The sequence below is a fragment of the Nonomuraea sp. NPDC050556 genome (assembly GCF_044457355.1).
Taxonomy (GTDB): Bacteria; Actinomycetota; Actinomycetes; order Streptosporangiales; family Streptosporangiaceae; genus Nonomuraea.
Genome location: NZ_JBITGU010000001.1, coordinates 2,680,625 through 2,700,446, shown reverse-complemented (window position 1 = coordinate 2,700,446; position 19,822 = coordinate 2,680,625). Strand labels below are relative to the sequence as shown.

Sequence of the window (19,822 nt, the reverse complement as noted above, 5' to 3'; positions counted from 1 at the left end):
TCACGACAGCTCCTCGCGTTCGCGGCGGACCCGGGCGCTGGGCGCGAGCTCGGGGACAAGGTCGCGCAGTACGGCTTCGCGCTCGACCGACATGCCGGAAACCGCCGCCACGACCAGCTCGGCGGGCAACCCCCGCACCATCCCCGCCCCACGCTCCACGAAGCGGGCCCGCAGATCCGGCGTGAACCGGTCGGCCAGCTCCAGGTGATGGCCGAGCAGCGCGCAGAAGTTGCGCACCGCCTTGGCCAGGAACTCCTCCTCGACGTCCTTGAACACCAGCTCGAAGGCGTCGAAGAAGTGCAGCTGCCGCTCGTCGCCCACCTGCGTGAGCGACCCGGCCACCTGGCGGCGGTAGAACAGCCCGGCCAGCGACACCACCGCGAACGACGCCGCCTCCCGGTGCAGCCGCCAGATCCACGGCCGGTCCTCCGCGGTGTGCAGCGAGCCGGGGAAGCGCAGCAGGTCGCCCAGGGAGCGCCGGTAGACGCCCGCCCAGGCGTACGGGTAGTCCACCATGGTCCGCACGTCGGCTGGCAGGATGTGCTCGCGGGGGACGAGCGGCGTGCCCCGGTGCGACAGCGGGGCCCGGTGCACGACCCGCTTCCTGCCCTCCACCTGCACGTGGTCCACCCGGACGAAGTCGCAGCCGAGCCCGTCGATCGCGTCGACCAGCTGCGTCAGGTACCCGGGGGCGACCCAGTCGTCGCCGTCCATGAACGTGACGTAGCGGCCCGAGGCCAGGGTCAGCCCGGCGTTGCGCGCGTCGGCGAGACCCACCGGGGTGTCGTGGCGCACCACGGACACCCCGGCGAAGTCGGCGGCGATCTGCCCGGTCGCGTCCACCGAGCCGTCGTCCACGACGATGACCTCGAGGTCACGCCGCGCGTTGCGGGCCAGCGAGGAGAGCGCGTCGGCGATGTAGCGCTCGCCGTCGCGCACCGGGACGATGACGGACAGGGCGATCATCAGACGGTGACGCGCCGCAGCCTGGCCTTGGGCGCCTGCTCGCCCGGGAAGACCCGCTTCACGCCGTCGCCCATGGCCTGCTCGATGATCCGGATGTCGCGCACCAGGTGCTCCAGCCCGGACGGTTCGAGGGAGGCGGCGTGGTCGGAGCCCCACATGGTGCGGTCGAGGGTGATGTGACGCTCGACGGTGACCGCGCCGAGCGTCACGGCGGCCAGCGAGATCTGCAGGCCGCGCTCGTGGCCCGAGTAGCCGACCGGCACGCCGTACCGCTCCTTGAGCGTCGTGATCGTGCGCAGGTTCGCCTCCTCGGGGGGGAGGGGGTACGTCGAGGTCGCGTGCATCATGATCAGCTTGGACGTGCCGAGGATCTCGACCGCCTGGTCGATCTCCGACAGCGTCGACATGCCGGTCGACAGGATGAGCGGCTTGTTCGTGGCGGCGAGGGCGCGCAGGAGCTCGTGGTCGGCGACGCTGGCGCTGGCCACCTTGTGCACCAGGACGTTCATCTCCTCCAGGAACTCCACCGACGGCACGTCCCACGGCGAGGCGAACCAGTGCAGGCCGCGCTCGTCGCAGTATTTGGCGATCTCGTGGTACTCGTCGTGGCCGAACTCGGTGCGGATCTTGTAGTCGAGATAGGTCATCTCGCCCCACGGCGTCTGCCTGATCTGGTCGCGCTGCTCCACCGGCACGCAGATCTCCGGCGTGCGCTTCTGGAACTTCACCGCCTGGCAACCGGCCTCGGCCGCCACGTCGATCAGCCGCTTGGCGATCTCGACGTCGCCGTTGTGGTTGATGCCGATCTCACCGATCACGTAGACCGGCTCGCCGTCGCCGACCAGCACGTCGCCGATCGCGACGGGCTTCTTGGCCAGCCGCAGCGGAGCCTGCGGCTCCGGCTCTGCGACCTGCACGGGCCGCGCGGCCGCGACCCGGTCACACAGCTCGCGTACGGCTCCCGCACCGCCGGGCCTGGTCAGCACCACCCGGGCGGCAGCGCGCACGCGAGGGTGCGCGTCGGGCACCGCGATCGGCCAGCCCACCTCGGCCATCGGCCCCAGGTCGTTGACGTCGTTGCCCACGTAGGCGACGCGCGCCGGGTCGAGGCCCTCGATGGTCAGCCAGTCGCGCAGCACCGTGCGCTTCTCGGCCAGGCCCTGCAGCACCGGCACGCCCAGCTTGCGCGCGCGGGCGGCGACGACCGGGTTCTGCTCGGTCGACATCACCAGCACCTTGACCCCGGCCTTGCGCAGCAGCGAGACGCCCATGCCGTCGGAGCGGCTGACCAGCACCATCTCGCGGCCGTCCGAGTCGACGTAGGCCTTGTCGTCGGTGTGCACGCCGTCGAAGTCGGTGATGACCGCGTCGACGTCGATCGGCTCCGGCTCGTCCACGAACGGGGCGAGCGCGCGGACGATCTCCAGGTCCTCCGGCTCGTCGATCTGGATGGCGTGCCTGGACGGCACCGGCTGCACGGCGACCTCGCCGAAGAAGCGGTGACCGTGCTCCAGCAGGCCCGCCGTACGCATGACGTAGAAGGCGCCGGTCTCGCGCACCTGCGCCTCGAGCTCCTGGCGCATCGGGCGCACGGCCGGGTCGTGGTTGATGCCCACCCCGGCCGTCGTCCACAGGAAGTCGTGGGTCGGCAGCCCCGAGAAGACCGCGTCGGCCTCGCCGTCCAGCACCCGGGCCACTGCGGCGTCCAGGTCTGCTGCGTCGATGAACGCGCTCGTGCACTGCACCAGGACGACGACCTCGGGCTCCTCGGTGAGGGCGTCGAGGGCGTGCAGCACGGCTGCCTCGCTGGAGGCGCTCCCCCCGCTGATCTCGGCAGGACGCTCCACGACCTGGGCTCCCGCCTCCCGGGCCACCTGAGCGATGCCCTCGTGGTCGGTGCTGACCACCACCCCGTCGATCAGGTCGGCGCGCAGGCAGGCGCGCACGGCACGGGTGACCAGGGGGATTCCGCCCACGGGGGCGAGGTTCTTCAGGGGGATGCCCGCCGAACCTCCGCGGGCGGGAATGACGGCCAGGACTCGCAAGGTGACTCCTCAAACACTTGGGTGCCAAGGAACCTAGCCACGCAAACCGACCTCGCCGGGTGTCCGGGCTGAACGACCCGTTAACTCTCCGTGGGCATCCGGTAGAGCAGCTCCGGCCGTCCCACCCCGCCGTACTGCGGCACCCGGTCGGCCGCGCCCGACTCCACCAGGTGTTCCAGATACCGTCGGGCCGTCACCCGCGAGACCCCGACCGCGGTGGCCACGGCCTGCGCGGACAGCCCCTCCCGACCACCCCGCAGCTGCGTGGTCACCGCGTCGAGGGTGTCCTGCGTCATGCCCTTGGGCAGCCGCGCGTCGCCGCGCAGACCGGCCAGCGCCCGGTCCACGTCGGCCTGCCCGGTCACCTCCCCCTCAGACGCCCGGAAGGCGGCGTAGCGGTTGAGTTTCTCGCGGAGTGTCGCGAAGGTGAACGGCTTGAGCAGGTACTGCGCCACCCCCATCGACACCGCGGACCGCACCATCGCCAGGTCGCGCGCCGAGGTCACCACGATGACGTCGCAGGTCAGCCCGGCCGCCCTGATCGCCCGGCACACCTCCAGCCCGTGCAGGTCGGGCAGATGGAGATCCAGCAGGACAAGGTCCACCTTCTTCCCACGCAGGAACCTCAGGGCCTCCGAACCCGACCTGGCCACCCCGGCGACCTCGAACCCCGGCACCCGCCCGACGAACACCCGGTTGGCCTCGGCGGTGATCTCCTCGTCCTCCACCACCAGTACGGAGATCATCGTGACAACCTGACCGTGAACACCGCGCCCCGGTCGGTGTCCACCTCGATGGTCCCGCCCAGCCTGCGTACGGCCTGGCCGACCATGGCCAGCCCCAGCCCCCTGCCGTCGCCCTTGGTCGTCCACCCCTTCTCGAACGCCGCCTGCGACACCAGCCCAGGCCCGTCGTCGGAGACCCGGATGAGGTCGGACCTGACCAGTACCCGCACCCGGCCCGCCCCCGCCTCCACCGCGTTGTCGATGAGGTTGCCGACGATCGTCACCAGCGCCCCCGCGTCCAGCGCCACGTCGCCCAGCTCGCTGTTCTCGTCGACGACCAGCTCCACGCCGCGCTCCGCCGCCTCGGCCGACTTGCCGAGCAGCAGCGCGGCCAGAACCGGCTCGCGCACCGCGCCGATCACCCGGTCGGTCAGCTCCTGCGCCGTGCGCAGCTCGGCCGTGCCGAACGCCACAGCCTGCTCCGGCTTGCCCAGCTCCACCAGCGTGATCACGGTGTGCAGCCGGTTGGCCGCCTCGTGCGCCGCCGCGCGCAGCGAGTCGGCGAAGCCGCGCTCGGCGTCGAGCTGCCCGGTCAGCGCCTGCAGCTCCGTACGGTCCCGTACGGTGACCACGGTGCCGAGCCTGCTGGGCGCCGTGTCGACAGCCAGCACCCGGTCGCCGACGAGGTGGACGCCCTCCTCCATCGGGGTCATGGGCTGACCCTCCTCGGGCAGGTCGAGCAGCGTGCGGGCGGCGTCGTTGCAGAGGATGAGCGTGCCGTCCTCGCCGACCAGCAGCAACCCCTCCCTGACCGTGTGCAGGACGGCGTCGTGGTGGTCGTGGATGCGGGCCAGCTCGACCGGGCCGAGCCCGTGCGTCTGGCGGCGCAGCCGCGCCGACACCAGCCACGTGCCGCCCGCGCCGATCGCGAGGGCGAGCGCGGCGATCAGTCCGTCCCAGCCGAGCTGCTCGCGCAGCCGCGCGCTCACCCTGTCGACCTTGATGCCCGCGCTGACCAGCGCCACCACCCGGCCGCCCGCCTTGACCGGGGCGACGGCGCGCACCGACGGGCCGAGCGTGCCGGTGTAGGTCTCGGTGAAGGCGTCACCGCGCAGGGCGGGCTCGATGGTGCCGAGGAACCGGCCGCCGATCTGGGCCGGGTTCGGGTGGGTGTAGCGGCGGCCCGCCGGGTCCATGATGGTGATGAAGTCGACGCCCGTCTCGTGCCTGACCTGCTCCGCGTACGGCTGCAGCCGTACAGAAGGGTTGGGGTCCTTCAGCGCCGACAGGAGGTCGGGCGAGGCGGCGACGCTCGTCGCCACCGCCCTGGCGCTGCCCGCCGCCTCCTCGGTCAGCAGCTCGCCCGCCTGGAACAGCGCCAGCCCGGCGCCGCCCGCGACGGTCACCGCGACGACCAGTAACTGCAGGACCTGCATCTGCGCGGCGAGGCTCCACTTGCGCACGATCGGCCTTCCTCGCTGTGAACGAAACTTACGCAATAGTGACGCACGTCACTCATCGCCGCACTATCGGGGCATCCGCATCTTCCTTTTCGTAGGAGCCCCCCATGCGTGATCGCACGCGCTACCTCTATCTGGCCGTCATCGTGGCGGTCCTGGCCGGGATCGCCGTCGGCTTCCTCTGGCCCGACGTCGGCAAGGAGCTCAAGCCGCTCGGCACCGGCTTCGTCAACCTCATCAAGATGATGATCAGCCCGATCATCTTCTGCACCATCGTGCTCGGCGTCGGCTCGGTCACCAGGGCGGCCAAGGTCGGCAAGGTCGGCGGCCTGGCGCTCGGCTACTTCCTCGTCATGTCGACCGTCGCCCTGGCCATCGGGTTGCTCGTCGGCAACCTCATCGACCCGGGCACCGGCCTGCAGATCACCGACGCGGGCAAGCAGGCCGCGGCGGCGGAGGCCGCCAAGGGCGGCGAGGCGGGCAGCGGCGCCGACTTCGTGCTCGGCATCATCCCCACCACCCTGGTGTCGGCGTTCACCTCAGGCCAGGTACTGCAGACGCTGCTCGTGGCGCTGCTTGCCGGGTTCGCCCTCCAGGCCATGGGGACCAAGGGCGCGCCCATCCTGGTCGCCGTCGAGTACATCCAGCGGCTCGTCTTCCGCATCCTCGGCGTGGTCATGTGGGCCGCGCCCGTCGGCGCCTTCGGCGCGATCGCGGCCGTCGTCGGGTCCACCGGGGTGAAGGCGCTGCAGTCACTGGCGATCGTCATGCTCGCCTTCTATGTGACCTGCCTGCTGTTCGTCGGCGTCATCCTCGGCCCGCTCCTGTGGCTGGTGGCCCGGGTGAACCTGTGGTCGCTGCTGCGCTACCTCGGCCGCGAGTTCCTGCTCATCCTGTCCACCTCGTCGTCGGAGACGGCCTTCCCGCGGCTGATCGCCAAGATGGAACACCTGGGCGTCAGCCGTCCCGTGGTCGGCATCACCGTGCCGACCGGCTACTCCTTCAACCTCGACGGCACCGCCATCTACCTGACCATGGCCACGCTGTTCATCGGCTCGGCCACGGGGCGGCCGCTGGCGGTGGGGGAGCAGATCTCGCTGCTCCTGTTCATGATGATCGCGTCGAAGGGGGCGGCGGGCGTCACGGGGGCCGGTCTGGCGACCCTCGCGGGCGGGCTGCAGTCGCACCGGCCCGACCTGGTGGACGGCGTGGGCATCATCGTGGGTATCGACCGCTTCATGTCGGAGGCCAGGGCGCTGACCAACTTCGCGGGGAACGCGGTCGCGACCGTCCTGGTCGGGAAGTGGACGGGCGAGTTCGACCGGGACCGGTGCTCTGCCGTGCTCGCGGGGGACTTCCCGTTCGACGAGGCCACGCTGCTGGACGAGGAGGAGGAGCCGCCGCCTCCCGCTGCCGAGCAGGAACTGGCCAAGGTCTGACCTGACGATCCGGTACGGCGGCGCCGTACCGGATCGTTCTTCCTAGCGGTGCAGCTGCCACAGGTTGTGCGCGTCCCTGTTGGTGCCGCACGGCGAGGGGACCACGCCGGCGGCGGATCCGCTGTAGACGTACCCGACGCACGCGGCCTTGGACCAGGCGTTTGTGGCCTGCGTGCGGATCTCGGTCCAGTCCTTGCCCCAGTTGTAGGCGAAGCCCTTGTACGTCCACTTCTGGTAGATCGTGCCGTCACAGGTGGCGAGGTAGGGCTTGGTGTTGTCCAGCACGAGGCACCGTCCCGTGCGCAGGTGCTTGATCTCGCCGTTGGCGGTGCCGTTCCAGCTGCCACACGGGCCCGTGGCGAACGGCACCAGCCGCAGGGTGCGGCCGTCCGTGGAAGCCAGGCACAGGTCCTCGCCCGTCGTGATCCGGTATCCGGACGCCGCCTGCGCCTGGCCGGGAAACACGGCGAGGACGAGGGCGGCGACTGCGATGATTCTCATGGGAGCAGACTCTCCCGACGATCATGGGTGGGCCACAAGCGCAGTCGCTGCCAACGTCACGATGCTGCTAGCGGGAGGCGCAGGACGAAACGGGCGCCGCGCTCGCTGTCCTCCACGCTGAGCGTGCCGCCGTGCGCCACCGCCACGTCCCTGGCGATCGCCAGCCCCAGCCCGGTGCCACCGGCGTCGCGGCTGCGGGCGGCGTCCAGGCGGGTGAACCGCTCGAAGATGCGCTCGCGGTCCTCGCCGTCGATCGGCGCGCCGTCGTTCTCCAGGGCCAGTACGGCCTGGCCGTCCTCTACCGCCACGCGCAGGTCGATCATGCTGTCGGCGTGGCGCTGGGCGTTGTCGAGGAGGTTGGCGAGCATCCGGTCGAGCTGGAAGCGCACCCCCTCGACCACGGCGCCCTCGCCCAGCTCCAGCCGTACGGGGATCTTGTCCTTGCGCCCGGCCAGCCCCTCGTCGACCAGCTCGGCCAGGTTGACCGGCTCCTTCACCACGTCCACCCGCGAGCCGATCCTCGCCAGCAGCAGCAGGTCGGTGATGATCGCCTCCACCCGGTCGGTGTCGCGCAGGGCGCTGTCGGCCAGGGTCTCGACGTCGGTGTCCTCGGGGTAGAGCTGGGCGCTCTCCAGCTGGGCGCGCAGGCCCGCCAGCGGGGTGCGCAGCTCGTGCGAGGCGTCGGAGGCGAACTGGCGCTGCTGCTCGGCGGAGCGCTCCAGCCTGGCCAGCGTGCCGTTGATCGACCTGGCTAGCTGCGCCACCTCGTCGTCGCCCGGCGGCTGGCTGACCCTGCTGCCCATGTCGCTGGCGTTGACGGCGTCCAGCTGGGTGCGCATCGCGGCCACCGGCCTCAGCGCCCTTCCCGTGACCAGCCATGTGGCCCAGGCGGCCAGGCCGATGAGCAGCGCCACCTGGGTGCCGACGATGATCTCCAGCAGGCGGGTGGACAGGACGCCCGGGGTCTTGCGCGCCGCGTAGACGACGACGGACTCGGGGCTGGTGGAGACCCGGATGCCGGTGATGTGCAGGCAGCCGACGTCCAGGCAGTTGGTGGTGCTGACGACGCGCTGGTCCGCCGAGGGCCAGACGTCGCTGAGCGGGGGCAGGCTCTGGGCGGCGGGGGTGGCGGCGACGATCTGGCGTGCGGGCGTGACGATCTGGATGAGGTCGACCGACGGGTCCCTCACCGTGATTTCGTTGCCTACGATGTCACCGCCGCGGATCTGGCCGGTGACGATGGAGGCTGCGTCTCTCGTCTCCTTCCACACGCTCGCGGTCACCACGTACCTGGCCACCGCCACACCGGCGACCCCAACGGGGATCAGAACGATCGCGGCGACCGCTGTCGCAATGAGCGTGACCCGTGCGCGGAGGGATCTCGCCCATATGCGTGCCACGGTCCGAGGCTACTCACCGCGATCTACACCGAAAGTCGTGTAATCGGAAAAACTGGTCAATGCTTTCCGTCGCGCCTGCGCTGTCCAGCCCCGCCCGCCCTCCGCCCGCCCCCGCTCCTGCTGTGGCTGGCCACCTCTCTCCTGTGAACGCTTGCCCCTGAGTGGCGGCCTGTCGCTTCCGGCGCTTGGGCAACTGGCGTTGAAGGCGTTTGAGCGTCTAGGGCTTGGGTTCCCAATGCAGGGTGGCGATCTTGCCGGTGTCGTCGACCGTCAGGGAGAAGCTGAGCGGGCCCGTGTCGGTGGAGAAGACGCCTTGCATCGCGCCCGGCTGGACGCCGGTGATGCGGGTCAGCTTCACACCCGGGAGGCCTGCCTTTAGGTGCTTCGCCAGCACTGGGTCCGCCACGTGGCTGGTCAGGGCGGTGTCCGGGATGGGTGGGGTGGGGGCGGCGGAGAGGAACCAGGTCAGTTGCCTGCCCACGGGGGTCGTGGGGATCGTCGAGCGGCCCTGGTCGCAGGCGGCGGTCATGAGGAGCACGATCAGCCAGACGCGGAATCGCATGCCTGTTCAGTCGTACGGCGGACCCGCCAGGTTCACTGGCCAAAGGAAAAGCGCAGCGACGCGTTGATCAGGTAGTTCAGGCGGTGCCGTAGATGACCCAGGGTTTCCGGGGGAGGAGGGGGCCCGGGGGTGAGGAGGGTCCAGCGGAGGGCGCAGCCGCCGTCAGAAGAGGGGCGGAGGGTGAAGACGATCACGTCGTCCGGCCGTGCGGGCCACAGGGAGGACCATGTCACCCCGGTCGTCGGGGTCGAGGCCAGGATGCGGGGGTCGTGTTCGTCGTCGTGCAAATCCAGCCACGGGCGGCCGCCGGGGCGGTGGGGGTTGGTGAGGCATTCCCAGACGATCCCCGGCGGGGCGGGCTGCTTCCGTTCCCGCGAGCCCAGTTCGATCATGACCGCACGATACCCGCTCACCCCAGCCCCTTGGCGAACCCCTCCCTCCAGCTCGCATACCGCGGCCGCCAGCCGAGCTCCCGCTTGGCCTTGGCGTTCGACGCGCCGCGCACCTCGGTCATCATGACCGCACCCGCCTCGCCCGCCGCCAGCCGTCCCAGCCACCGCGGCACCCGCAGCGGCGGCTTCGCGCCCAGCGCGTCGGCCAGCGCGGGCAGCCACTCGCGCACCGGAGCCGGCTCGTCGTCGACGATGTTGTAGATGCCGTCGGCCCCGCCCTGGACGGCGGCGACGGTCGCGGTGGCCGCGTCCTCGATGTGGATGAACGACCACACCCCGCCACCCCCGCCGACCAGCGGGAACTGCCGCTTGCGCACCGGGACGGCCATGGGGGAGTCGGCTGCGCGGCTGAGCCCGGTCCCGGGACCGTAGAAGCCGCCGTAACGCAGCACCACCCCGCCGGGCTGCGCGGTGACCGCCTCCTCCACGTGGCGGATCGCCGCCAGCGTGGTCCGCAGGGCAGCGGGCGGGTCGGGGTCGAGCGGGTCGCTTTCCGTCTTGACCGGCCCGCCCGTGCGCGCGTACGGCCAGCCGGCGTAGCTCTGCGCCACCACCCGGCGCACCCCGGCAGCGCGCCCCGCGGCGAGGAGGTGGTCGGTGCCCTCGGTGCGCAACCGGTTGGTCATCGCGAAGTAGCGGTCGGGGTGCCGGAGGTCGGGCGCGCCGGACAGGGCGGTGAGCTGGTGCACGATGACGTCGGGCACCGTCTCGCCCACCGCGCGGGCCACCGCGTCCCGGTCGAGGGCGTCGGCCAGGGCGGTCCTGGCGCCGAGGGCGTGGAGCGCGCCCTCCTTGGACGGTGACCTGACCATGGCCACGACCTCGTGACCGGCGGCGAGGAGTTGGGGGATCAGCTGCGTACCGAGCGCTCCTGAAGCGCCTGCGACGAAAACTCTCATGTAAGGGGGACGAGATGACCTACTCCCCTGTGACAAGCCACACGGTCGTGTCGGGCGGCAGCGACCCGTCCGCCCCCAGCGGCCCACTGGCCAGCAGGACCTGACCGTCGATGGGAACAGGGGTCTCGCCGGTGTTCATCACGACCGTGATGCCCCGGCGCATCGCCAGCACGTCCTTGGGGGAGTCGAGCCACGTCACCTCGTCGCCGCTCAGTCCCCGGCGCAGCCGCAGCGCGGCGCGGTAGAACTCCAGCGTCGAGCCGGGGTCGCCCTCCTGCGCCTCGACGCTCAGCTCGCCCCAGGAAGCCGGGATCGGCAGCCAGGGGTTCGTCCAGCCCAGGTCGCGCGTCCACGGCAGCGGCACCCGGCACCCGTCGCGCGACTCGCCCGTGCGCAGGAACGCCGGGTCCTCGCGCAGCTCGTCCGGCAGGTCGAGCACCTCGGGCAGGCCGAGCTCCTCGCCGTTGTAGAGGTAGGCGGAACCGGGCAGGGCCAGCATCAGCAGCGTGGCGGCCCGCGCCCTGGCGAGCGAGCCGTGCCTGGTGACGTGGCGGGGTTTGTCGTGGTTGGACAGCACCCACGTGGTCGGCGCGCCCACCACGCGCGCCTCGGCCAGCGACTTGTCGATCACGTCGCGGAACGACTTGGCACCGTACGAGGCCATCATGAACTCGAAGTTGAACGCCTGGTGCAGCTCGTCGGGGCCGATGTAGCGGGCCAGCCGCTCGGGGGAGGCCACCCACGCCTCGGCCACGGCCATCCGCCCGCCCGGGTAGGAGTCGAGGATCGGGCGCCACTCGCGGTAGATGTCGTGCACGCCGTCCTGGTCGAAGTACGGCACGTCCGCGTCGTCCAGCATCTCCACGGACGACGCGGTCCCGACCGACGGCAGCCCGGCGGCCTTGACCATGCCGTGCGCCACGTCGATCCTGAACCCGTCGACCCCCCGGTCCAGCCAGAACCGCAGGATGTCGCGGAACTCGGCGCGCACGTCTGGGTTGTCCCAGTTGAGGTCGGGCTGCGAGGGGTCGAACAGGTGCAGGTACCACTGCCCGTCGGACACCTGTGTCCACGCCGGCCCGCCGAAGATCGACTGCCAGTCGTTCGGCTCGTCGCGGAAGATGTAGCGCTCGCGCAGCCCGTCGCGGAACCACGGGTGCGCCGAGGAGGTGTGGTTCGGCACGATGTCGACGATCACCCTGATGCCGAGCGCGTGCGCGTCAGCGACCAGCGCGTCGAAGTCGGCCAGCGTGCCGAACCTCGGGTCCACGTCGCGGTAGTCGGCGACGTCGTAACCTCCGTCGGCCAGGGGCGAGGTGTAGAAGGGGCTCAGCCAGATCGCGTCGACTCCGAGGTCGGACAGGTAGCCGAGCTTGCCGCGCACCCCTTGCAGATCCCCGACGCCGTCGCCGCTGGCGTCGGCGAAGCTGCGGGGGTAGACCTGGTACACAACGGCATCACGCCACCAGTCGAGCATCTGGTTCCTCCATGTCCTCGATGTCCCGATGCAGGATGGCGCGGGAGGTTACCCATGGTCAAGCGAAACTTGCGGAAAGCTTGCAAACCCACGCCATGCAGTGTGAATACCCCGTGCGAGGACGCCTGAGAGGTCGCAGTCCGGTAAAGAGGCTTCGCAAGTTCTTCCAATTCTTGCAATGACCCGCTAACGTCCCGGAAACATACGCCGCATAGCAGGTCATGCCCCCGTGTACGTGGCGAATCATCATCAACCAGGAGGATTCATGCGCATCCGAGCTCTGGGTGTGGCCGCCCTCGCGACCGTGGCCTTCGGCGCCACCGCGTGTGGCGGCGGCAGCGGCACGGCCGCCCCCTCGCCCAGCCAGGCTGCGACGTCGGCAGCGCCCTCGGCCACCCAGGCCGCCGGCAAGCTCGTGATCTGGGCCGACCCGAACAGGACCAAGGCGCTCAAGCCCTTCGCCGAGAAGTTCGGCACGGAGAACGGCGTGACCGTCGAGGTCAAGGAGATCAGCGACAACAACCAGCAGGTCTTCGTCACCGCCTCCCAGCAGGGCAGCGGCCCCGACATCATGATCGGCGCGCACGACTGGATCGGCAACCTCGTCCAGAACGGCGCCATCGACCCGGTCAACCTCACCGCCGAGCAGAAGGCGTCCTTCTCGGAGATCGCCATGAAGGCGGTTACCTTCAACGGCCAGGTGTACGGCGCGCCGTACGCGGTCGAGAACATCGCGCTGATCCGCAACACCAAGCTCGCCCCGGAAGCCCCCGCCACCATCGAGGACCTCGTCAAGAGCGGCAAGGCGCTCAAGGCGGCCGGCAAGGTCAAGGAGATCCTCTGCCTGCCCGTCACCCAGAAGGGCGACGCGTTCCACGTCTACCCGATCTTCGCCTCGGGCGGCGGCTCGCTGTTCGGCACCACGGCCACCGGCGACCCCGACCCCAAGAAGGTCATGCTCGGCTCCGAGGGCTCGGTCAAGGCGTTCGGCAAGCTCAAGGACCTCGGCGAGAAGGGTGACGGCGCGCTCAAGACGTCGATCACCAACGAGAACTACATCTCCAGCTTCGCCGGCGGCAAGTGCGCCTACCTCATCTCCGGCCCCTGGGCGATGGGCGACATCAAGAAGGCCGGCGTCGACGTCGACATCACCGCCGTGCCCGGCTTCAAGGACGGCCAGCCCGCCACCCCGTTCGTCGGCGTGCAGTCGTTCTTCGTCGCCTCCAAGGGCAAGAGCAAGGCGCTCGCGCAGGAGTTCGTCACCAACTACGTGACCAACGAGGACGTCGCCAAGGCCCTCTACGACGCCGACCCGCGTCCCCCGGCCCTGACCGCCGCGCTCGAGACCGTCAAGGCCGCCGACCCGAACGCCGCCAAGTTCATGGAGGCGGGCAAGAACGGCTTCCCCATGCCGGCCATTCCCGAGATGTCGGCCATCTGGGAGCCGTTCGGCATCGCCGAGGCCTCGGTCGTCAAGGGCGGCGACGGCGCCAAGGCCGCAGCGGCCGCGCAGTCGGCCATCGAGAAGTCGCTGAAGAACTGACCTGATGCCCCTCGCGACGAACAAGGCCCCGGGCACCGCCCCGGGGCCCCGGCGGAGGAACGTCACCACGGCCTTCGTGGTGACGAGGATCGCGGTGCTCGCGATCACCGCGGCGATCCTGCTGTTCGTGGTGCCGCCGCTGGTGGCGGAGCAGTCGTGGCCCGCGCTCACGCTCGTGGGCGTGGTGGCCGCCGCCACCTGCTACCTGTATCTCACGCCGCGCCACATCCCGGCCAAGTACCTGGTGCCCGGCACGATCTTCCTGATCGCCTTCCAGGTCTTCCCGGTGATCTATACGGTCACCACCGCCTTCACCAACTTCGGCGACGGGCACAGGGGAGACAAGCAGGCGGCCATCACCGCGATCGAGACGGGTTCCGTACGGCAGGTGCCCGGCTCGCCGGAGTACAACCTGACCGCCGGGGTCAAGGACGGCACGCTCGTCTTCCTGCTCGCCGACACCAAGACCAAGCAGGTCCAGGTCGGCACTCCGCAGGGCGTGTCCCCGCTGCCCGGCGCCAAGGTCGGCATCACCGGCAAGGTGATCGAGGCCCCCGGCTACACGGTGCTCAAGGCGCCCGAGGCGGCCGCGCGGCAGAAGGAGATCCAGGAGCTTGCCGTACCCACCCCGGGTGGGGCGATCAAGGCCAACGGGCTGAGCCGCGCCTTCGAGGGCAAGGCAGCCAAGAGCTACTCGGCGGACTGCGACTGCGTCACCGACGCAGACACCGGCGAAAAATACCGCGCCAACGCAGACACCGGCTTCTTCGTCGACGCCAAGGGCCAGCACCTCACCCAGGGCTGGCAGGTCAACGTCGGACTGTCCAACTTCACTCGCGTGCTGACCGACCCGACGATCTCCGGCTACTTCTTCGGCGTCTTCACCTGGAACGTCGTCTTCGCGCTCCTGTCGGTGGCCGGCACGTTCGCCCTCGGCATGGCCGTGGCGCTGGCGCTGCACCACCCGAAGATGCGCGGCACCAAGATCTACCGGATCGCGCTGATCCTGCCCTACGCCATGCCGTCGTTCGCGATGCTGCTCATCTGGCGTGACATGTTCAACCGCGACTTCGGCCTCATCAACCAGCTGCTCGGGCTGAACGTCGACTGGCTGGGCACCCCGTCCACCGCCAGGTTCGCCGTCATCCTGGTCAACCTGTGGCTCGGCTTCCCCTACATGTTCCTGGTGACCACGGGCGCGCTGCAGGCGATCCCGAGGGAGCTGACCGAGGCGGCCAGCATCGACGGCGCGCCGCCGTGGCACGCCTTCCGCAAGGTGACGCTGCCCCTGCTGCTGGTCGCGCTGACGCCGCTGCTGATCTCGTCGTTCGCGTTCAACTTCAACAACTTCAACGCGATCCGGCTGACCACGGACGGCGGGCCGTTCTCCGTGGACAGCGTCCAGGTCGGCGCCACCGACCTGCTCATCACCTACACCTTCAGGCTGGCCTTCGGCACCGGCTCCGCGCAGTTCGGCTTCGCCGCGGCGATCTCGGTCTTCATCTTCGCCATCGTGGCGTTGATCTCGGCCGTCGCGTTCAGGAGGACACGCAAGCAGGAGGAGGTCTACGCATGAAACTCGCGCTCAGGCACGTTTTCCTGCTGGTCGTGGTGGTCTTCGCGCTCTTCCCGATCGTGTTCGTGGTCTCGGCGGCGCTCAACCCGCTCGGCACGCTGTCCTCCTCGCAGCTGATCCCCAGCGGGGTGAGCCTGCACAACGTGGCCGAACTGTTCAGCTCCGACCGCTACCCGTTCGCCAGGTGGTTCTTCAACTCGGTGTTCATCGCGCTGGTGTCGTCGTTCGCCAGCCTGCTGCTCAGCCTGTTCGCCGCCTACGCGTTCAGCCGCATGCGTTTCGCCGGGCGCCGCGTCGGGCTGCTGGCGCTGCTGCTCATCCAGATGTTCCCGCAGTTCCTGGCCATCGTGGCGATCTTCATGATCTTCACCAGGGTGACCGAGCTGTACCCGGCGTTCGGCTTCGACACCGTGTGGGGCCTGCTGCTGCTCTACCTGGGCGGCGCGCTGGGCGTGAACACCTGGCTGATGAAGGGCTTCCTCGACACCGTGCCGAAGGAGCTGGACGAGTCGGCCACCGTGGACGGCGCCTCGCACGTGCAGATCTTCTGGAAGATCATCCTGCCGCTGGTGACGCCGATCCTCGCGGTCACCGCGCTGCTGGCGTTCATCGGCATCATGAACGAGTTCATCCTCGCCAACGTCTTCCTCAAGGACGCCGACGCCAAGACGCTCGCCGTCGGCATGTTCGGGATGATCGCCGGTGACCGGCGCAACGAGAACTTCGGGATGTTCGCCGTTGCCACCCTCATCACCGCCGTCCCCACCGTCGGCGTCTTCATGTGGCTGCAGAAATACATCGTCTCCGGCCTCACCGCCGGCGCCGTCAAGGGCTGAAAGGGCTCCACCTGTGCGTTTCGTCGACCAGCCGCATCACGACGGCTCGGCCCTCTACGTCTCGACCCTCGAACCCGAGCTCGGCGGGCACGTCGTCGTGCGGGCGCGGGTGCCCCTGGCAGCCGAGGTGACCGCGGTCCACGTCCGCACGGTCTACGACGGCGAACCCCGCTTCACCGAGGCGCGCCGTACGTCTTTCCAGGCAGGTGGGTACGGCGCGGCGGACGAGTGGTGGGAGGCGGAGATCACCGCCGTCGACCACGTCACGCCGTACCGCTTCCTGCTGCACACGGCGTACGGCCAGGCCTGGCTGACGGCGGCGGGCCTGGTCGAGCACGACGTGACGGACGCCACCGACTTCCGGCTGGTCGCGCACGAGGCCCCGCCCGCCTGGACGAAGGACGCGGTGGTCTACCAGATCTTCCCCGACCGCTTCGCCCAGTCCAAGCCGCTCGACCGCGACGCGCTGCCCGAATGGGCGCTTGCCCGCGACTGGGACGGCGACGCGGTCATCCCCAGCGGCCCCGGTACGGCGGAGCAGTTCTTCGGCGGCGACCTCGACGGCGTCATCGAGCACCTTGACCACATCCAGGAGCTCGGGGTGGACACCGTATACCTGACGCCGATCTTCCCCGGGCGGTCCAACCACCGCTACAACGCCTCCAGCTTCGACCACGTCGACCCGCTGCTCGGCGGCGACGCGGCCCTGCTGCGGCTGTCGACGGCGCTGCGCGAGCGCGGCATGCGGCTGCTGGGCGACATCACGACCAACCACTGCGGCGACGCCCACGAGTGGTTCACCGCCGCCGTGTCCGACGTGAACGCCCCGGAACGGGAGATGTTCTACTTCGACCCCGACACCGGCGACTACGAGGCGTGGTTCGGCGTCAAGACGCTGCCCAAGTTCAACTGGGGCAGCCCGCTGGTGCGCGAGCGGATGACGGCCGTGCTGACGAAGTGGCTGGACGTGCTGGACGGCTGGCGCGTCGACGTGGCCAACATGACCGGCAGGCGCGGCGCAGACGACTTCAACCACGAGGTGGCCGCCTCCCTCAGGCGAGCCGTCAGCTCCACGCGCCCCGACGCCGCCTTCATCGCCGAGCACAACCACGACGCCACCACCGACCTGGACAGGGACGGCTGGCAGGGCACCATGAACTACGGCGGCTTCACCAGGCCCGTCTGGACCTGGCTGCGCGGCGACGACCTCGACCTGGAGCACTTCCTCGGCGTGCCGGGCGGCGTGCCGTCCCGCGACGGCGGCCAGGCGCTCGCCTCGTTCCAGGCGTTCTCCGCGCACATGTCGTGGCGCTCGTTCACCCACTCGTGGCAGCTCCTCGACTCCCACGACTCCCCACGCGCCCGTACGGTCACCGGAACGCAGGAGCGCCACCTGGTGGCCGCCGGGCTGCAGGCCACGCTTCCCGGAGTGCCGATGATCTTCGCGGGCAGCGAGTTCGGGCTCACCGGCGTCAACGGCGAGCACTCCAGGACCCCGATGCCCTGGAACCGCCCGCAGGACAGGGACGAGAGCACCCACGAGGCGTACAAGACGCTGTTCGCCCTGCGCAGGGCCGAGCCCGCGCTGCGCCACGGCGGCCTGCGGTGGCTGCACGCGGACGCCGACTGCCTGGTGTTCCTCCGCGAGACGGCGGAGGAGTCGCTGCTGGTGTGCGCGCGGCGGGCGCCGGGTGAGCCGCTGGCGCTGCCGTTCGACACCCGTGCTTTGGGGGTCTATAACGCCACGGACCTGGACGATCTAGTCATTCCGGGCGATGGTCCGGGCCTTCGGGTCTGGCGTCTCGCCACGGGCACCTGATCACGCTACGGTGGGCCTTTTCCGTCCTATTTTCAACTAGGTGTGCCCATGAGGTTCCTCTCCATGGCCGTGGTCCTGCTGGCCCCCGCCGTACCCCAAGCCGTGGCGGGAACCACGTACTACGTGGACTCCAAGGCGGGCGACGACGCGGCGGCCGGAACCTCGGCGACCAAGCCGTGGAAGTCGCTGGAGAAGGTCAGCGGGCACGACTTCAAGCCGGGCGACGCGGTCAGCTTCAAGCGCGGCAGCAGCTGGAGCGGGACGCTCACCCTGTCGGCCAAGGGCACGGCGGCCAAGCCGATCGTCGTGCAGGCGTACGGGACCGGGGCCACGCCGAAGATCAGCGGGGGCGAGCCCGCGTGCGTGTCGATCAGCGGGAACTACTGGCGGGTCACCGATGTGCGGGCGTCGTCGTGCGCCTGGTCGGGGTTCGAGGTGGCCGGGGACGGCAACCAGCTCGTCGGGGTCGAGGCGGACCACAACATCGCGGGCGTCTGGGTCACTCCGGACGGGCGGCGGAACGTGATCAGGGACTCCAGGCTGACCGACAACAACAAGATGAGCGTGGACACCGAGGGCGGCGACGACGACTCCGGCGCGTTCGGGGTGCTTCTCAACGGGGACGACAACCTGGTCACCGGGAACACGATCTCCGGTAGTTACGCGTCGAGCCACGACTACAAGACCGACGGGGCCGCTGTCGAGATCTTCAACGGGGATCGGAACCGGGTGACGCGCAACTTCTCGCGCAACAACGAGACGTTCACGGAGCTGGGGGCGGAGAAGGGGAAGACGGCCGCTGGGAACGTGTTCGCGTTCAACGTGGTGACCTCCAGCCGTTCGCGTGGATCGTTCCTCGTCACCCGGGGGCCCCGGCACGTGGTGGGGCCGGTGAAGGGGACGGTGGCGGTGCACAACTCGGTGTACCTGACGGCTCGGGACACGATCGGGTGGTCGTGTCATGACGGGTGCTCGCCGTCGATCCTGCGGCTGCGCAACAACGTGATCGTGGTGGGGGGGAAGATGGGGTACGAGGACGGGTCGGGGGCCGACGAGGCGGGGAACGTGTACCTGGGGCGGTCGAAGCAGTTCAAGCTCGGCCCCAAGTCGGTGATCGCCGACCCCCTTTATGTCTCCAAGTCCGACCTCCACCTGCGTCCCGGGTCGCCCGCGCTGGGGCATGCGGTCTCCTTGAAGGCCTCCTGGTACGGCGGCGCCGCCTCGTCCGCGCCGAACGCGGGCGCCTACCAGTAGACGGCTGGCCTTTCCCGGTGAAGACCGGTTTGGCCGACACCGCCCCTTGCGCCGACGGTGGCTGGATCTCCCTGAGGACGCTCGCCATGAGACGCGCGAGCTCTCTTCGGGGAGGCGCCCGCCGTCCCTGGATCTCCTGGGGCTGGTGGGGGTGGGTGGTGGACATGTCGAGTAATCGGCCCTCATCCTGGGGAAATATCCGTGGAACGTGCCGGAAATGTTGACCCGGCATCGTGGATCCCCAGGAAAGGGGAGGCCCAATGTTGCTGCGTTTGAGGGTGTCGCTGCCCGACCGCCCGGGGGCTCTGGGACAGGTGGCGAGGGCGCTGGGGGTGCTCGGCGCCGACATTCTGCAGGTGACCGTACTCGAACGAGAGTCTGGCAGGGCCGTCGACGACTTCACCGTCTCCTGGCCTGGCCAGACCACGGCAGAGTCCGTACGGGAGCGTATGTCGGCTGTTCCCGGGGTCCGCGTGGAGGGGGTCTGGCCGACCAGGGAGGTGCCCGGGTCGGCGCCTGACTACGACCTGTTGCTGCACGTCGCCGCCGACCCGGCGCGCGGGTTCGCCACGCTCGTGGACGCCCTGCCCGGGTTGTGCGGAGCGGAGTGGGCGGCCGCCCTCGACGGCGACGACCGGGTGCACGGCAGTATGGGCGCGCCGGAGCAGGTCAAGCTCCCCGCGCCGTCGCCGCCCCGGCCGTCCGCGTACACGGAGGGCGACCTGCGCCTGCTCGTCGTCCCCGCCGGACGTTTCCAGGTGGTCGTCGGTCGGGTGGAGGGCCCGTTGTTCCACCGCGCGGAGGTCGACCGCGCGGGCCGCATCGTGGAGCTCGTCGGCCGCATGGCCACCCCCTGAGCTTGGTGTAG

Annotated in this window: 17 protein-coding genes; 7 read left to right on the top strand and 10 right to left on the bottom strand. The window is 70.1% G+C overall.

Going from position 1 to position 19,822, the window contains the following annotated elements; translation table 11 throughout:
• The 4 genes from ACIBG8_RS13065 to ACIBG8_RS13050 form a co-directional block, all read right to left on the bottom strand.
• Positions 1–966 (bottom strand): glycosyltransferase family 2 protein, encoded by a 966-nt coding sequence (locus tag ACIBG8_RS13065; protein WP_397342897.1) that lies wholly within the window; start codon positions 964–966, stop codon positions 1–3.
• Complete coding sequence (locus ACIBG8_RS13060) at positions 966–3,011, bottom strand: N-acetylneuraminate synthase family protein (RefSeq protein ID WP_397342896.1); 2,046 nt, start codon at positions 3,009–3,011, stop codon at positions 966–968. Before ACIBG8_RS13060 ends, ACIBG8_RS13065 begins: the two co-directional genes overlap by 1 nt.
• Before the next feature lie 80 nt (positions 3,012–3,091).
• Positions 3,092–3,757: a response regulator gene (locus tag ACIBG8_RS13055; RefSeq protein WP_397342895.1), complete on the bottom strand. Its 666-nt coding sequence runs from the start codon at positions 3,755–3,757 to the stop codon at positions 3,092–3,094.
• Entirely contained in the window at positions 3,754–5,199 is a 1,446-nt protein-coding gene (locus ACIBG8_RS13050) for an ATP-binding protein (RefSeq protein WP_397342894.1), read from the bottom strand. The genes ACIBG8_RS13055 and ACIBG8_RS13050 overlap by 4 nt, the downstream gene beginning before the upstream one ends.
• Positions 5,200–5,303: 104 nt before the next feature.
• Here ACIBG8_RS13050 and ACIBG8_RS13045 point away from each other — a divergent pair, with 104 nt between their 5' ends.
• The gene (locus ACIBG8_RS13045; protein WP_397342893.1) at positions 5,304–6,635 is read left to right on the top strand and encodes a cation:dicarboxylate symporter family transporter; all 1,332 of its coding nucleotides are present in this window, start codon (positions 5,304–5,306) and stop codon (positions 6,633–6,635) included.
• Positions 6,636–6,677: 42 nt separating this feature from the next.
• On the opposite strand, the gene ACIBG8_RS13040 is transcribed toward ACIBG8_RS13045, so the two are convergent.
• From ACIBG8_RS13040 to ACIBG8_RS13015, 6 genes are all read right to left on the bottom strand, one after another.
• Entirely contained in the window at positions 6,678–7,136 is a 459-nt protein-coding gene (locus ACIBG8_RS13040) for a hypothetical protein (RefSeq protein ID WP_397342892.1), read from the bottom strand.
• Positions 7,137–7,192: 56 nt separating this feature from the next.
• Positions 7,193–8,536, bottom strand: a complete 1,344-nt coding sequence (locus ACIBG8_RS13035) for a sensor histidine kinase (RefSeq protein WP_397342891.1) — start codon at positions 8,534–8,536, stop codon at positions 7,193–7,195.
• Positions 8,537–8,753: 217 nt separating this feature from the next.
• Entirely contained in the window at positions 8,754–9,098 is a 345-nt protein-coding gene (locus tag ACIBG8_RS13030; protein WP_397342890.1) for a Cpe/LpqF family protein, read from the bottom strand.
• A 32-nt stretch (positions 9,099–9,130) separates the two neighbouring features.
• Positions 9,131–9,490 carry a hypothetical protein gene (locus ACIBG8_RS13025; RefSeq protein ID WP_397342888.1) on the bottom strand — a complete coding sequence of 120 codons (360 nt, stop codon included), beginning with the start codon at positions 9,488–9,490 and terminating at the stop codon, positions 9,131–9,133.
• A gap of 17 nt (positions 9,491–9,507) precedes the next feature.
• A complete protein-coding gene (locus ACIBG8_RS13020) occupies positions 9,508–10,449 on the bottom strand; it encodes an NAD-dependent epimerase/dehydratase family protein (protein WP_397342887.1) in 942 nt (313 codons plus the stop codon).
• A gap of 19 nt (positions 10,450–10,468) precedes the next feature.
• Positions 10,469–11,926, bottom strand: coding sequence for a glycoside hydrolase family 13 protein (locus ACIBG8_RS13015; RefSeq protein WP_397342886.1), 1,458 nt, complete (start codon positions 11,924–11,926; stop codon positions 10,469–10,471).
• A 265-nt stretch (positions 11,927–12,191) separates the two neighbouring features.
• Between ACIBG8_RS13015 and ACIBG8_RS13010 the strand changes: the two genes are divergently transcribed.
• The 6 genes from ACIBG8_RS13010 (at position 12,192) to ACIBG8_RS12985 (ending at position 19,811) form a co-directional block, all read left to right on the top strand.
• Positions 12,192–13,469: an extracellular solute-binding protein gene (locus tag ACIBG8_RS13010; RefSeq protein WP_397342885.1), complete on the top strand. Its 1,278-nt coding sequence runs from the start codon at positions 12,192–12,194 to the stop codon at positions 13,467–13,469.
• A 4-nt stretch (positions 13,470–13,473) separates the two neighbouring features.
• Positions 13,474–15,045 (top strand): ABC transporter permease subunit, encoded by a 1,572-nt coding sequence (locus tag ACIBG8_RS13005; RefSeq protein WP_397342884.1) that lies wholly within the window; start codon positions 13,474–13,476, stop codon positions 15,043–15,045.
• Positions 15,042–15,881: a sugar ABC transporter permease gene (locus ACIBG8_RS13000; RefSeq protein ID WP_397342883.1), complete on the top strand. Its 840-nt coding sequence runs from the start codon at positions 15,042–15,044 to the stop codon at positions 15,879–15,881. The genes ACIBG8_RS13005 and ACIBG8_RS13000 overlap by 4 nt, the downstream gene beginning before the upstream one ends.
• 13 nt (positions 15,882–15,894) lie before the next feature.
• Positions 15,895–17,700 carry a glycoside hydrolase family 13 protein gene (locus tag ACIBG8_RS12995; protein ID WP_397342882.1) on the top strand — a complete coding sequence of 602 codons (1,806 nt, stop codon included), beginning with the start codon at positions 15,895–15,897 and terminating at the stop codon, positions 17,698–17,700.
• A gap of 48 nt (positions 17,701–17,748) precedes the next feature.
• Positions 17,749–18,954 carry a right-handed parallel beta-helix repeat-containing protein gene (locus ACIBG8_RS12990; RefSeq protein ID WP_397342881.1) on the top strand — a complete coding sequence of 402 codons (1,206 nt, stop codon included), beginning with the start codon at positions 17,749–17,751 and terminating at the stop codon, positions 18,952–18,954.
• Between the two features lie 260 nt (positions 18,955–19,214).
• Positions 19,215–19,811, top strand: coding sequence for an amino acid-binding protein (locus tag ACIBG8_RS12985; protein ID WP_397342880.1), 597 nt, complete (start codon positions 19,215–19,217; stop codon positions 19,809–19,811).
• The last annotated feature ends 11 nt before the right edge of the window (positions 19,812–19,822 follow it).

What these genes read in the sequence shown, in the direction of transcription:
- ACIBG8_RS13065 (WP_397342897.1), bottom strand. Translation starts at nt 966, where the DNA reads ATGATCGCCCTGTCCGTCATCGTCCCGGTGCGCGACGGCGAGCGCTAC.
- ACIBG8_RS13055 (WP_397342895.1), bottom strand. Translation starts at nt 3,757, where the DNA reads ATGATCTCCGTACTGGTGGTGGAGGACGAGGAGATCACCGCCGAGGCC.
- ACIBG8_RS13045 (WP_397342893.1), top strand. Translation starts at nt 5,304, where the DNA reads ATGCGTGATCGCACGCGCTACCTCTATCTGGCCGTCATCGTGGCGGTC.
- ACIBG8_RS13040 (WP_397342892.1), bottom strand. Translation starts at nt 7,136, where the DNA reads ATGAGAATCATCGCAGTCGCCGCCCTCGTCCTCGCCGTGTTTCCCGGC.
- ACIBG8_RS13030 (WP_397342890.1), bottom strand. Translation starts at nt 9,098, where the DNA reads ATGCGATTCCGCGTCTGGCTGATCGTGCTCCTCATGACCGCCGCCTGC.
- ACIBG8_RS13025 (WP_397342888.1), bottom strand. Translation starts at nt 9,490, where the DNA reads ATGATCGAACTGGGCTCGCGGGAACGGAAGCAGCCCGCCCCGCCGGGG.
- ACIBG8_RS13020 (WP_397342887.1), bottom strand. Translation starts at nt 10,449, where the DNA reads ATGAGAGTTTTCGTCGCAGGCGCTTCAGGAGCGCTCGGTACGCAGCTG.
- ACIBG8_RS13015 (WP_397342886.1), bottom strand. Translation starts at nt 11,926, where the DNA reads ATGCTCGACTGGTGGCGTGATGCCGTTGTGTACCAGGTCTACCCCCGC.
- ACIBG8_RS13010 (WP_397342885.1), top strand. Translation starts at nt 12,192, where the DNA reads ATGCGCATCCGAGCTCTGGGTGTGGCCGCCCTCGCGACCGTGGCCTTC.
- ACIBG8_RS13005 (WP_397342884.1), top strand. Translation starts at nt 13,474, where the DNA reads ATGCCCCTCGCGACGAACAAGGCCCCGGGCACCGCCCCGGGGCCCCGG.
- ACIBG8_RS13000 (WP_397342883.1), top strand. Translation starts at nt 15,042, where the DNA reads ATGAAACTCGCGCTCAGGCACGTTTTCCTGCTGGTCGTGGTGGTCTTC.
- ACIBG8_RS12990 (WP_397342881.1), top strand. Translation starts at nt 17,749, where the DNA reads ATGAGGTTCCTCTCCATGGCCGTGGTCCTGCTGGCCCCCGCCGTACCC.
- ACIBG8_RS12985 (WP_397342880.1), top strand. Translation starts at nt 19,215, where the DNA reads ATGTTGCTGCGTTTGAGGGTGTCGCTGCCCGACCGCCCGGGGGCTCTG.